Here is a 15314-nt window from a genome sequence, read left to right as displayed (position 1 = left end):
TCTATTTTAATTGTTTTAAAACAAATCCGTTTAACCACATATCACCAACATTATTCATGTTTTTAAAATTTAACATTACTGGCGATTTACCATCGGTTTTAAAGTATGTTTTTATACTTAAAGGTGCGCGTTCACCTGTATTATCTTGTAAATAATAATCTACAATATGATCATTAGATACTCTGCTAAATGTTCCGTTTTTATCAACAAGTGTTATTTCAATATCGTTGGTCATTTTTACATTTCCTCTTCTAGAATGATGAAAAGTTTCAATAAAATAATTACCCGCTTTTAAGTTCGAAATTTTTAAAGTTAAAACTCCTTCTTCAACATAAACACCATCGGTACCTACAAAACTTAAATCGCCCAACATAGCACTATCTCCCAACCAATTAATGTTGTTTTTACTAATTATTTCAATTTCAGCATTGTAATCTTTTAATAAATACTTCAAATTTTCATTAGAAGTTCCTGTCCATGCTAACCAATCAAATTGTACCAATTGAACTTTACCACCAATATCTACTTTTGAAATTGGGAAATCATAAATTGGTTTTGCTGCATTTTCAATTTCATTAGAATTATAGGTTGAAGTTGTTATTGAAGCCGTTCCTGTTTTTAACCCATTTGCTTTGGCTGTAACTGTAATTTCACCTGTTTTAGCGGTACCTTTTAAATAAATTGAAGCAACTCCATTATACAATTTAGCCGGATTTACATCTATATTTCCATTATCAACCAACACACCTTCTCCTTTAATTGAAAACGAAATAGTGTTGTTTGCAGTTGTTACCACTTCTCCGTTTTCATCTAAAACATACGCGTGTACCAATCTCATATCTGAACCACCAGCATAAAATGGCTGATTGTTGATATTAAACTCTAATTTAATTTGTGTTGGTTTGCCTTGTTTTGTTCTTGAAAACTCTGTAATTTTTTGTCCATTTGTATAACCCACAGCTGTTAGTTTACCAGCTGTCCATTTGTAATTAAATGTAAATGAAGGGTGATTTAAATTTAATTTAACCACATTGTTATCAGGATATTGTTTTGAAATTAAAACACCATTATGATACAATGCAACTTCTTGACAATTACTAAATACGCTTACTTTGCCATCTTTTGAAGCAGTTTCATCTGCAATATGCACTATTGGTTTTGCAACCAATTCAGATTGATACCAATAATAAACTGGCTTTGGAATTCTATATGAGGATAAAACAGCATAAGTTGTCATAAAATCACGTTTCCATCTTTTATCTACTATATCAGGTTGCAAATGATTGTAATCGGCGCCCAACCAGGCAATGGCTGCAAAATTATTTTTATTGCCTTTATATCTAGAAATGTGAAATTGATTAACCTCAGCATTTGGCGAACTTCCATGCTCCATAACCATTGTAAAAGCACCTTCTGGGAATTCTGTTCTTCTGTAATCCATTGTTGCATAGATGTCTGAAATACCTTCATTTTTAACACCATTCCACGGACTAGAAGCCGAAGCTGTTAAACGAAACGGATCTTCTTCTTTAGCAACTGTTTGCATTTGTGGCACCGGACCTCTGTGATTGATACCTGCTCCCCAAAAAACAATTGATGGATGATTTCTGTGATTGCGAATCATAGTTCTGGTTGCCGATTCTAAATTTGAAAACCAAGCTTCATCTCCCCATTCAATCCAAGTTGATGGTTCTTCATACACTAAAATACCTAATTCGTCACAGGCATTTATAAAAGCATCATCTTGTGTATAATGCGACAAACGAATGATATTCATTCCTGCATTTTTATATTGCAAAGCTTCATTATAATGAAACGAATTTGGAACTGCGTCTCCAACAATTGGATAACTTTGATGGCGATTTGCACCTATTAAAAAAACAGGCTCTCCATTCAGCACAAAACCTTTTCCCTCTTCTAAAGAAAAAGTTCTAAATCCAAACTTATTTTCAACAAAATCAACAGGTGTTTCCTCATCATAAATAACCGAATGTACTCTATATAAATAAGGTTTATCTGGAGACCATAAATGATAATCGTCTTCTATTACAGCCGATTGGCGGAAAGTATAATTTGAATTGGCCGCTATATTAACATTTGAAGTGATTTTTTTTAAAACATAACCCTCTTCATTGATAATATTGGTAACTATTTTACATTTTTTTGTTGAAGTGTTTTCGTTTTTTACAGTTGTTTTTACAGTAACTGTACCATTGTGTTTATTAACAGTTGGCGTGTTGATATTTACACCAGCATCAAAGTCTTCCCAATTAAAACTTACGTGTAAGTTATTGGTAGTTACCAAATAAACATCGCGATACATACCACCAAATTTTACATAATCAGACCTGTGAGGGTCGGGTGCTATGGTTTGGTTAAAACTATTATCGGCTTTTATGGCAATCAGATTTTCTTCACCATATTTTACATAATCTGTAATATCAAAAAAGAAAGGAACATAACCGTTAACAGCGTATTTACCAACATTTTTACCATTAACCCACAATTCTGTAGTGTTGTGAACTGCTTCAAATTCAATAAAAACTTTTTGGGTTGAAGGTGAATTTACTTTGATAGATTTTCGGTACCAACTAATAGCTCTTAAATAGGTCTCTTGTACCCAAGTTTCTTTAATGCTATCTAGTTCATATGAAACCAATTGTGAAGTATGCGGAATAGAAACACTTTCCCATGTAGTATCATCAAAACCCACTAGTTCTGGCTGACCATTAACTTCACCTAAATGAAATTTCCACCCAATATTTAAATTTGTTTTTGTTCTATCGCCAGTTTCAAAACCAACAGGCAAATTACTTTTTTGTGCATAAGAAGTTGTAATTATTAAACAACTTATTAAAAATATACTTAATCTCATTTTTCAATTAATTTAGAAAAATAAAATTATTGATTACTCTCTAATTCAGCGATTAGAAATGAACAGAAAAGTAGTACATATGGTTAATAAAAATTAAAGTGCATAAAAAAGGCTTTGCACTAATACTGCAAAGCCTTTTTAACTAATTTTTCTTCTGAACTATTTTAATTCTAGCTCTTTTATTTCAACTTTTTCAGTACCTCTTATTAGTTCATAAGCAGCAATCATTTCAGCTAACTTCACTTTTTCAGTAGCTGCTAAATTATGTTCCTGACTTCTATCATTTTTAAGGTTGTACAACTGATAATCTGGAGAAACACCCAACTCTATATTTACCTGTGTGTTAATTGGATTCCCATTATATGCAGGTATTAAAACCCAGTCTCCGGCTTTATAAGCTGTTTTTTGCCCAGCTTCTAAAACTAATTCTGTTCTTCCTTCAGTTGAAGTTCCTAATAAAACATCCATTAATTCCTCACTATCATTTAGTTTTACATCACTTCCTGTTAATTTTGCCAAAGACGATAATAAATCTACCTGGCTCACTAACGCATTTGATACATTAGGTTTAATTTTCCCTTTCCAGTACGTAATAAAAGGAACATGAGTACCTGCATCAAACAAACTGTACTTTCCACCTCTTAAACCTCCTTTTGGGTCGTGAGCTCCTAGTTTTTCAACAGCATCATCATAATAACCATCATTTAAAACAGGGCCGTTATCACTAGAAAAAACAATTAATGTGTTATCTAATAAACCTTCAGCTTCTAGCGTATTTATAAACTCACCAATTACCCAATCCGCTTCTAAAATAACATCTCCTCTTGGGCCCATTCCTGAAGTTCCAACAAATCGTGGATGCGGTGTACGTGGCACATGTGGTTGTTGCAAAGCATAATACAAAAAGAAGGGTTCATTTTTATGTTGTTTTACATAATCTTGAGCTCCTTTTAAAAAATGATCAGCCATATCAACATCACTCCATTTTGCAGCTTCACCACCTTTCATAAAACCAATTCTAGGAATACCGTTTACAATACTACTATTATGTCCGTGGTGCCATTTCATAGTTAACAATTCAGGATTATCAGTTCCAGTTGGTTCTCCTTCAAAATTATCTTTATAATTAATTTCAATTGGATCGTTTGGATCTAACCCAACTACATCTCCATTTTCAATATATACTGTTGGTACACGATCTTGGGTTGCTGCCATAATATATGAATAATCAAAACCAACTTCATTTGGTCCAGGAGACACACGTTGGTTCCAATTCACATTTCCAGAACCAAGCCCTAAATGCCATTTCCCCACAATACCGGTATGATATCCTTGAGATTTCAACATTTTTGGAACTGTCATTTGTTCAGTACTTATAATCAACGGAGCTGTTCCTGGTAAAATAGCTGCATCTTTATTTCTCCAAGGATATACCCCTGTTAAAATTGCGTATCTACTTGGCGTACAAGTAGCAGATGTAGCGTAACCATTGGTAAATCGCACACCTTCATTTGCTAATTTATCAATATTAGGAGTTGTTATTTCTGTAGCTCCATTTGCACTAATATCTCCATAACCTAAATCATCTAAATAGATAAAAACAATGTTTGGCTTATTGGATTCTTTCGTTTTACTTTCACTTTTCTCGTTTTTACATGCTCCTAAAAAAAACAAAGAACTTAATAGCACTAAACGAAACGAGATGCTTTTCAATTTTAAATTTTGAATCATTTTTATAATTTTATTTATGTTATTTTACTTTGAAGACCTATTTCTAGCGGCTTCCCATTTACTTTCTTCTTTTAATACATTCTCAGCATGCGGATCAACCCATTGAGGCGCTATGTTTTTAGCATCCCAATCTTTATAAGCTGCTTGTAATTCTATCATAATTTCAGGGTATTTATCGGAAATATCATAACGTTCATATGAATCTTCCTCTAAATCAAAAAGCAAGGTTTTATCTTTATATGAGCTTTTATACAACTTATATTTTCCTTTTCTAACAGCATATTCAAAACCACCAACAGAACGCCAAAACATAATTTCATGAGGTTTACCTGTATTTTCCTTATTTATATAAGGTAATAAATCTTTCCCTTCTAATTGCTTTTCGTTACTAGCATTTCCTCCAGCCATATTTAAAAAAGTAGGAAACAAATCTAACGAAATTACAGCCTCATTATAAACTTGGTTTGGTTTAATTCCGTTTGGCCAAGTAATGCTAAAAGGCACTTTAATACCTCCTTCAAACAACATTCCTTTATGCCCCCTGTAAGGTCTATTATCGGCATGTTCAACTCTTCCTCCATTATCACTTAAATAAACAATAACAGTATTGTCTTTTATGCCGTTTGCTACTAAGGTAGAATCAATTCTACCAACAGAGTGATCTACACCATTCACCATAGCTCCATAAATACTTCTACCTGCATATTCAATATGTTTGGTATTTTCTAAATATTGTTTAGTTGCATGGTCAGGTGCATGTGGTGCATTATATGCCAAGTATATAAAAAATGGCTTATCATCTTTTTTAGTAATAAAATCAATAGCTTCATCTGTAAAATCATCGGTTAAATAGGTTAATTCATCTTCAGGTACTACTTTTCTATCTCTATAAATAGTTTGAATTTTATTTTTAGATTTCCCCCAATAATTCATTCCTCCGCCAGGAAAACCAAACCAATGATCAAATCCCTGTGCTGGTGGCCATAATTCTTCGTGATCCCCTAAATGCCATTTACCAATGGCACTTGTTCTATAACCTAAATCCTTTAAAGCTTCAGAAATCATTTTTTCTGAAAGTGGAGTTCCCACAGTTTCATCGCTTTCAACATTGTAAGGCATATTACAATCATGTCCAAAACGCGCTTGATAGCGACCAGTTAATAAACCTGCTCTTGACGGACTGCAATAAGGATGTGAAACATAACCATTTGAGAAAACAACACCCTCAGCAGCCATTTTATCTATATTTGGTGTAGGAATATCTGTAGCTCCATTAAAGCCAACATCAGCCCAACCTTGATCATCTGTTAGGATTACAATGATATTTGGTTTAGCAATCTCTTTTTGAATTTCTTCTGAAATTTGTTTTTCTTTGTTTGAAGTACAAGAAGCTATAACTAACAATACACTCGCAAAACTCAACAGTCGTTTTTTCATCTTTAAAATTGAATTGATACTGGATTTATTTTAGTTTTTTTTGAAGCAATTGGAATTAAATAAAATGAATAATTATAAGTTCCTGGCTTAATTATATAAGGCTCATGTGGTTCTGCTTTTGCAGACCAGGTATTATCGCCACCAACACCCATTTGAATTAAATCTATATTCACTGTTAATACATCTCTTTCAATCAGTTCATTGGTATGGGTTGCCTCTTCAATATTGGTAGTACTGTAAGGTAAAACACTAAAATTTAGCAATTCACGCCCTTTAACTAAAACTCCATTTCCTGTTTCATTTTCAACTTTAAACCAGCGAGTACCTGTATGATTCCCATATTCTTCAGGAAAAACATAACCGTAATTCATAGTCATAGCATCACCAGTATAAAGACCAACAAAAGCACCTGTATTTCTATCTTGGTAATTGGCTTGAGGCCCTTTACCGTAATAAGTTATATTTTTAAATGAGTTAGAAATATCAAACTGCATACCTATTTTTGGAACATTTGGTGAATTTTCAGCAATTGAAGCCGAATAATCAACCTTTACTTGTCCGTTTCCTAAAACAGTGTAAGTCAAATTAATGGCTGTTGAAGGGTTTTCAATAGTTCCTTTAACATTAACAATTACTTTTCCTTCTTCAGTAGTATTTATATTACTATTTGTTACAACAAAATTATCACCTGCATTTAGCCAATCACGCTCATTTTGCTGTTTTTTAGCACGTCTATACGCTGCGTCATTTTCGGTTTGTGGTCTCCAAAAATTCAATTTCAATGGATTTTCAACAATTGAAATTCCATTAGAAGAATATGTAGTAATAAAACCTGATTTTTTATTTACAACCAAATTAATATTTTTGTTGTTTATAGTAATATCCTCAGTATTATCATCAACTGTTAAGCTAGTTAATTTAGAATTCGTTTTAACAATTGGCTTAACTTTTAACGGCAATTTAAACTGCTCTTCAAAAATACGATAACCACTATTTGCCCATAAAGTACTTTCTTTTAACGTACCTATAATTGAAATAAAATACTCGTTACCCGGTTTTATTTTTGAAGATTTATAGTTTATACTTATTTTAGATATCTCTGACGGCTTAGTATCTAAAGGTGCTAATTCTCCTGTTTGAACCACTACTCCATTTTCTAACAAATTCCACGATAAATTGTATCTAGATAAATCTATTGAATGATGGCGATTTAAAATTTCAAACTCACCCTTTTCAACATCTACTGCTGAAATTAGAACTGGTTGATTGACCTTTTTACATTCGTAAATTTCAGGTTTTGGAGTTCTATCGGCTGCAATTATTCCATTTATACAAAAACTATTATCATTTGGTTTATCTCCAAAATCACCTCCATAAGCAAAAAACTCTTTACCATTTTTATCTGTTTTTAAAATCCCCTGATCAATCCAATCCCAAATATAACCACCCATTGCACGGTCGTTTTTATAAATAACATCCCAATAGGTTTGCATATTCCCAACAGAATTTCCCATAGCATGCGCATATTCACACATAATTACCGGGCGATTGTCTATTTTAGAGGTGTCATCAATTAAATCTTGTAAATCTTGTGCTGATGGATACATACGGCTTATCATATCTACCCATTTTGGATCAGTAGGATTTCCTTTTCCGTGATTGTAATAATTCTTTTTATAATTTGGATCTGTTGGATCTCCTTGAGCACCTTCATAATGAATGTAACGTGTTGGGTCAAAATCTTTTATCCAAGCCGACATTGCAGCATGATTTGGTCCCATACCCGATTCATTTCCTAATGACCATATTACAATACTAGGATGATTTTTATCACGCTCTACCATACGAATGGCTCTTTCTAAAAAAGCACTTCCCCATTGCGAATCATTAGATAATTTACCTCTAACACCGTGTGTTTCTAAATTCGCCTCATCCATAACGTAAATACCGTAAGTATCACATAACTGATAAAAATAAGGATCGTTTGGATAATGTGATGTACGTACTGCATTAAAATTAAACTGCTTTAACAATTTAACATCCATTTCCATATCTTCTCTAGAAACAGATTTTCCGTTTTTCATATTGTGGTCATGTCGATTTACACCAATCATTTTAACAACATTTCCATTTACTAAAAAACGGCCACGATCATCAATTTTAACTTCTCTAAAACCAACTTTAGTACTTGTAACTTGCATTAAATTCCCTTTGTTATCTTTTAAAGTTAACAGAAGTGTATATAAATAAGGACTTTCAGCCGACCATTTTTTTGGAGCTTTCACTTCGGTTTCAATCATTCCAAAATAAACATTGTCGCGTTGTGGATACCATTCACTAAAATATTTTTGAAGATCTATCACATTGTCTTTTCCTACAATATTCCCTTCTGCATCAATTAATTGGGTAGTTAAGGTCCAGTCGTCAACAATTGTTTTTAAAGGAGCATCTCCAAAATGACCTACTTTTTCAACATATTTATTGGCTATATTCGCTACAAATTTAGGTCTAATTTGCAATAAGGCATTTTCATAATTTTCATCTAAATTGGTACGAACAGTAAAATCAGACAAACGTACTTTTGACACAGCCTCTACATAAACTTCGCGTTCAATACCACTCATTCTCCAATGATCTTGAGCTTCTAGATAACTTCCATCGCACCAACGATATACTTTTACAGCTACTTTATTTTTACCTTTTTTAATATGTTTTGTAATGTTGAATTCTGAAGGCAAACGAGTATCTTCACTATAACCTACAAATTCGCCATTTACCCAAACATAAAATGCCGAAGAAACCCCTCCAAAATGAAGTATAATATCTTTTTCACCCCAAGATTCATCAACTTCAAAAGATTTGATATAATGACCCACTGGGTTGTCTGAATGATTGATATAAGGATAATCACTAAAAAAAGGATAGGTAGAATTGCTGTAAATTGGGGTTCCGTAACCTCTCATCTCCCAATTTGAAGGAACATCAATTACACCCCAACCTGAAGCGTTAAAATTTGATTCTTGAAAATTTTTAGATGCATCAGCTGGTTTTGCAACCCAACTAAATTTCCAATCTCCATTTAGAGATTTGTAATATTTTGATGCTGTTCTGTCTCCTATAATTGCCTGTTTTTGGTTCTCAAAACTGTAAAAAGTAGCTTTTGCAGGTAATTTATTTATTTGATTGACATATGGATTTTCCCAGTCGTTTTGCTGTGCAAATATGCCAAAGGTTAAAAACAAAACTATGATTAAGGTTATCTTCTTCATTATTGAAAATTTTATTGATTAAATTTATTGAACAGTTAAAATATGGCTAATATCTAATGGATCTTCCATTTCTTTTTGTAATTGTAGCAAATCATGAAATAAAGACTTTACTTTTTCTTCATTTTCAGGAAGATTGGCAATATCATTCATTTCTTCAGGATCATTAGTTAAATCGAACAACAATACTTTATTAATTTTAGGATAGACCATTAATTTATAACCATCTTTTCTAATCATACGTTGTAGATCTAAATAAGCACCATAAATTGCATTATAATGACTCTTTTGGGTTTCTCCTTTAGCCAAATCTAAAAAGCTATTGAACTCTATATAAGTTGGTTTTTCTAAACCTGCAATATCTAATGTTGTTGCCATTAAATCTTGCAGATATACATCTGCTTCTATGCGCTTATTTTTAGGAATATCAGGACCAATAATTACCATTGGCGGACGCATACTGTGATCAAATAAACTTTGCTTTCCCAATAAACCATGGCGTCCCATAGCCAAACCGTGATCTGCTGTGTAAATAATATAAGTGTTTTCCATTTTACCCGACTCTTTTAAAGCTTTTATAATCGCTCCAATTTGCGCATCAACATGTGTAATGCTTGCATAATACTCTTGTATATGGGTTTTTATAGCATATTCAGTTCTTGGAAAAGGCGCTAAGGCTTCATCTCTTAAATGGTCTCCATTTCCAATATCATTTCTATATGGATATTCAGGTAAAAAGCTTTTTGGGATTGAAATGTTTTCTAATGGATATAAATCTACAAATTCTTTAGGAGCTTGTCTTGGATCGTGTGGCGCATTAAATGCCAAATACATAAAAAACGGTTTATCACTAGCTTTGGCTTTGTTTATAAAAGTTAAAGCGTCATCTTTTAAAACCTCGCTCCAATGTTTACCTCCTTCCCAATAACCACCTTTAGCAGTATCGTAAGGCGACCAAGAATGATCATTTTTGTTTTGCGGACGATTGTAACCATTTGGCATAATATCAGCCGATTTTCCATTTTTAACTTTTGATAACGAATCAAATTTGGCAACCATTTTGAAGTGATCCCAAGCGTCTTTTGGCATTCCTGGACGAATATGAACGGTATTCATAAAAACTTTTTCAGCAGGCACATCAACATGCCATTTACCTGTCATATAAGTATCATAACCTTGAGTTTCCATTAATTTTCCCCAAGATTGATTGTAAGTTGCTGTATCGTTTTTCACCCAATTTTGTCTAAAATTATTTGCTCTCCAAACAAAACGACCTGTATTTAACATGGCTCTAGAAGCAGCACAAACGGCTCCACTCCAAGAACCCATATTGTATGCATGTGTAAAAGTTGTGCCCTCTTTTACTAAATTATCCATATTTGGAGTAATTATTTCAATATTTCCCAACTCGTGAATTGACGAGTAGGTTTGGTCATCAGTAAAAATAAAAACGATATTTGGTTTATCTTTTTTAATGATTTCTGGTTTTATTTTTTTACAACTTATATTTATTAAAACTAGAAATACCAGAAGTATTTTCATTCTCATAATTTTTACTTTTAAGAAATAATGCTCGTTCAATTAAATTAAACGAGCATTAAAGATTCACAAAATTTTTAATATAAATAGAACAATTTAATTAAAAGCAAATATTATTATAATTGGCTAGATGAAGAATGACAAATGATTTTAATACTGAAACAAATGATTCATTTTAATCTTAAGTTATTTCTTCTTCATCAAAATCTGAGTTCACTCCACTCTGACGCACATACTTACTAGGTATTACTCCAAACTGTTTTTTAAAACATTTAGAAAAATAGGAAGCCGTATTAAATCCAGTCATATACATAATCTCTTTTACTGATAAATCACTTTGTTCTAGGAGCTGTACGGCTCTTTTTAAACGTATATTCCTAATAAATTCACTTGAAGAAAGACCTGTTAATTCTTTAATTTTTAAATATAAATTACTCCTACTTAAGGACATTTCTTTCACCAACAATTCAACACTAAACTCAGAATTCATCATATGTTTTTCAACAATTTCAATAGCCTTATTTAAAAATATTTCATCAGTAGAGGTTACAGTAACTTCATTTGGCTGTAAAGTTGTATCTCGGTTAAAACGTCTTCTTAATTCATCTCGGTAGTTTAAAATATTTTTTAGTTTCAACTTTAACAATTCCATATCAAACGGTTTTCTTATATAGGCATCAGCGCCTGTTTTCAATCCCTCTATTTCCCATTCCTGTGAAGTTTTTGCTGTTAACATAATTACGGGGATATGACTGGTTTCTTGAGTTGTTTTTAGTTTATCGCAAAGTTCAATACCATCCATTATTGGCATCATTAAATCTGTAATTATAATATTTGGAACCACATTTTTAGCCAATTCAAAACCTTTTTCTCCATCCTCAGCTTCATAAATATAATACTCCTCACCCAATCCTCTTTTTATAAAGGATCTAATATCAGCATTATCATCTACAATTAGTAAAACCGGTAATTTTGATCTTGTTCTAGAAAGACCTTTATCAACAATATCATCCATTACTTCTATAGCATGCGTAGCTGCTTCTGTTTGACTAACAAGTGATAATCCTTCAGAATTGTCATAAAAAGAAATCCCTTCAACACCATCATAAGCATTTTTATTTTTCGGTAAGCAAACAAAAAATGAGGTTCCAAAAGATGGATCACTTAAAACACTTATAGAGCCTTGATGTAATTCGACCAAATTTTTGGTAAATGAAAGTCCTATTCCAGTACCTTTATTTATATTTTTACTACCTACATTCGTATAAAATCTTTCAAAAACATGTTTAACTCTATGCTCTGGAATACCAGGGCCAGAATCGGAAACCTGAATTAGAATATATTTTTCAACATCAATATTTAAATTTAGATTTTCATGACATTCAAAATCTTTGCCATTAAAAACTTCAACAGATACTTTACCTTTTTCAGGTGTAAATTTAAAAGCATTGGACAGTAAATTATTTATAATTTTTTCTAAAGCATCTTTATCAAAATATGATTTTATATTCTTTTCAGAAGATTTAATTTGAAAGTCAATATCTTTTTTAAGGCTTAAAAACTGAAAGGGTTCTCCAATTTCTTTCAAAAAAGAAACAACATCATTTTCCCCAATTAGTAATTCCATTTTACCTTTATCCATTTTTCTAAAATCCAATAACTGGTTTACCAACCTTAATAAATAGTCTGTATTTTTCTTCATTAATTGATATTGATCACTTACTTCTTTATGAGAAATGTCGCTACCTTTTTTTTGTAAGTATTCTAATGGGCCTTTTATAAGAGTTAATGGGGTTCTAAATTCGTGAGAAATATTTGTAAAAAACTCTAATTTTAAACGATTAATTTCTTCAAGTTTTTCCTTTTCTAAATGTTCTAATTCTAACTCATGTTTTTTAGTAGTTCTAATTACAGTAAACCTTCTAAAAGCAAGTAACAATCCTAAAATTATAAATACATAAAATACTTTAGCCCATTCAGTTCTCCAAAACGGAGGGATTACATTAATTTTTAGTTGTATTGGTGTTTTATCCCAAACCCCATCATTGTTAGAGGCCATAACTTTTAAAGTATACAAACCAGGTTCTAAATTTGTATAGGTTGCATAGCGGTTGTTTGAAGTTGTAAAAATCCAATTTTCATTAAATCCTTCTAATTTATATTTATAATTATTCTTTTTTGAAGCTGCATAATGTAAAGCTGCAAATTCAAAGGAAAAGCTGTTTTCACTGTATTTTAAATCTATCTGTTCTTTTTTATTTATAGATTTATCTAAAATAACACGTCCGTTAATTTCCTCTCCTATTGCAACAGGTTTATTAAATATTGAAAATTGAGTAAAAACTGTCTCAGCATTTAGATCATTGTTTTTAATTTCGTTTGGAAAAAAAGCTGTAAATCCATTTACACCACCAAATAATAGCTCGCCATTTTTTCTTTTCAAGCAGGTAAGTTCACTAAATTCATTACTTTGCAAGCCATCATTTGCATCATAATTTTTAAAACTCTCTTGATCAATATTAAAACGGGATAAACCTTTATTGGTTGATAACCATAAGTTTCCATTATCGTCTTCTAAAATACCTTTGACAACACTATTTGGCAATCCTTCGTTTATTGAAAACGTTTTAAAACCAATAATTTCACCATCATTTGAAGTTATTAACTTATTTAAACCTCCTCCAAAAGTACCAATCCAAATTTCTCCTGACTTACTTTCAAAAACGGTTAAAATATAATTATGGCTAATACTTATAGAATCGTTAGGATTGCTTTTGTAAATTTCAAATTTTGGGTTCTTAGTATGAATTTGATCAGGTGTTATTTTGCACAAGCCATTACCAGTTGCAAACCAAATATTCCCTTTTGAGTCTTGTAATATATCTCTTATAATATTATTTGAAATACTAAAATCTATGTTTTTATTTTCAGATAAAATATCTTTTTTAAAATCAGCTGAATCTTTGTCTAATAACCATCTATGAACTCCGCCATTATAAGTTCCAATCCATATATTTTTATATGAATCTTGCATTATAGAAAAAACGCTATTTGTTATTTCACGAATAGGTTTAATAGCTGCATTGCTAATTTTTGCTGGATCCTCTATATCAATTTCAAATAATCCAGGAGAATTTTCTCCACCAACCAATATTTTTTTTGAATTGTTATATATAACTTCTTCAATTGCAAAAGGTTTATTAATTTTTGTTAAATGTTTAAATTTATTAAATTTCCTATCTATATCTTTTTTTGGCAGCATATTTAATCCACCTCCATTTGAACCTAACCATAAATACCCATTACTATCTTCATACATAGATCGCAAGTTATTATTAGCTATACTGCCTGGGTCTAAAGTTTTTTGAATATGTAAAAATTGTTTTCTTTGAGGATCAAATTTATTTACTCCACCTCCATCGGCTCCTGCCCATACAATTCCTGTTCTATCTATGAATAACGATTTAACATGGTCTTTACTTAAACTTTGAGTTGGGTTTTCAGGATCATACTTATACAAACTTACCATAATAGGCACTAAAGTGTCTGATATATTTTTAAAATCTAATAATCCCTTTGAAGTTCCTGCCCAAATATGCTCCTTGTCTACTACTATTTTTGTAAAGTTTCCTGCACGAATAAATTGAGACTTATAGGTATCATTATTCAATAAATATCTATATAATCCAGCCGAAGATCCAATTAATAAATTTCCAAAACGATCTTCAGCAATTGTACGCACAGGTATATTAGGTCGCTCAAAATACTTATTAACTAGTTGGAAATAAATATCTCCGTTTTGGTCACGGATTAGTTTAGACAATCCTCTAATACCTCCAACCCATAATTGATTTCTACTATCTTCAAAAATGGAAAAAACACTATTACCATCCATTGATGAAATAATTTCATTTTGGTATAAGTTAAAATGTTGAATTTTTATTGAATCTATAGGTTTCTCTAAATCTATTAAATCTATACCTTTTGTAGTCCCAATCCATAATCGGCTTTTTGAATCTCTATATAATTGTGTTATATGGTTACTTATTAAGCTATTAGAATTGTATTCATCATGCTGAAAGCGTGTAAACTTTTCGGTATTTTTATCAAAATAATTCAACCCACCCCCTGTAGTTCCTATCCATAAATTCCCGTTTTCATCGTCAACAATTTTCCATATTAAATTGCTACTTATACTAGTTTCACTTGTTGGATCTGGTTTAAATATTGTAAAATTATAGCCATCATACCTATTCAAACCATCGTGAGTTCCAAACCACATAAAACCATCTTTATCTTGGTAAATACAGTTCACATCACTTTGTGACAGTCCGTTCTCGGTAGTTAAATGGTCAAAACCTAAAGAATATTGACCATAACTTATACTTGTAAAGAATATACCTAGAAATAAATTTACAACTATTGACAATGAATATGACTTACTATTTAAAATCTGCATAGTAGAA

Annotated in this window: 6 protein-coding genes; all 6 read right to left on the bottom strand. The window is 31.5% G+C overall.

Annotated elements, in window-relative coordinates; genetic code table 11:
* Position 1: 1 nt before the first annotated feature.
* Positions 2-2875, bottom strand: a complete 2874-nt coding sequence (locus CHB67_RS00355; protein ID WP_089379756.1) for a sugar-binding domain-containing protein — start codon at positions 2873-2875, stop codon at positions 2-4.
* Between the two features lie 159 nt (positions 2876-3034).
* Positions 3035-4606: a sulfatase family protein gene (locus CHB67_RS00350; protein ID WP_089379755.1), complete on the bottom strand. Its 1572-nt coding sequence runs from the start codon at positions 4604-4606 to the stop codon at positions 3035-3037.
* A gap of 24 nt (positions 4607-4630) precedes the next feature.
* A complete protein-coding gene (locus CHB67_RS00345; protein ID WP_089379754.1) occupies positions 4631-6043 on the bottom strand; it encodes a sulfatase-like hydrolase/transferase in 1413 nt (470 codons plus the stop codon).
* A 2-nt stretch (positions 6044-6045) separates the two neighbouring features.
* A complete protein-coding gene (locus CHB67_RS00340) occupies positions 6046-9312 on the bottom strand; it encodes a glycoside hydrolase family 2 TIM barrel-domain containing protein (protein WP_089379753.1) in 3267 nt (1088 codons plus the stop codon).
* Positions 9313-9336: 24 nt separating this feature from the next.
* A complete protein-coding gene (locus CHB67_RS00335) occupies positions 9337-10857 on the bottom strand; it encodes a sulfatase-like hydrolase/transferase (protein WP_089380194.1) in 1521 nt (506 codons plus the stop codon).
* A gap of 172 nt (positions 10858-11029) precedes the next feature.
* A complete protein-coding gene (locus CHB67_RS00330; protein WP_089379752.1) occupies positions 11030-15307 on the bottom strand; it encodes a hybrid sensor histidine kinase/response regulator transcription factor in 4278 nt (1425 codons plus the stop codon).
* Positions 15308-15314: the final 7 nt, after the last annotated feature.

It is taken from the genome of Lutibacter agarilyticus (genome assembly GCF_900188235.1).
In the GTDB taxonomy this organism is placed as follows: domain Bacteria; phylum Bacteroidota; class Bacteroidia; order Flavobacteriales; family Flavobacteriaceae; genus Lutibacter; species Lutibacter agarilyticus.
The sequence above is the reverse complement of the archived record's forward strand: the minus strand, read 5'-3'. Positions and strand labels throughout refer to the sequence as shown.

Coding starts and splice junctions, on each gene's coding strand:
- CHB67_RS00355 (WP_089379756.1), bottom strand. CDS start 2,875: ATGAGATTAAGTATATTTTTAATAAGTTGTTTAATAATTACAACTTCT.
- CHB67_RS00340 (WP_089379753.1), bottom strand. CDS start 9,312: ATGAAGAAGATAACCTTAATCATAGTTTTGTTTTTAACCTTTGGCATA.
- CHB67_RS00330 (WP_089379752.1), bottom strand. CDS start 15,307: ATGCAGATTTTAAATAGTAAGTCATATTCATTGTCAATAGTTGTAAAT.
- CHB67_RS00345 (WP_089379754.1), bottom strand. CDS start 6,043: ATGAAAAAACGACTGTTGAGTTTTGCGAGTGTATTGTTAGTTATAGCT.
- CHB67_RS00335 (WP_089380194.1), bottom strand. CDS start 10,857: ATGAGAATGAAAATACTTCTGGTATTTCTAGTTTTAATAAATATAAGT.
- CHB67_RS00350 (WP_089379755.1), bottom strand. CDS start 4,606: ATGATTCAAAATTTAAAATTGAAAAGCATCTCGTTTCGTTTAGTGCTA.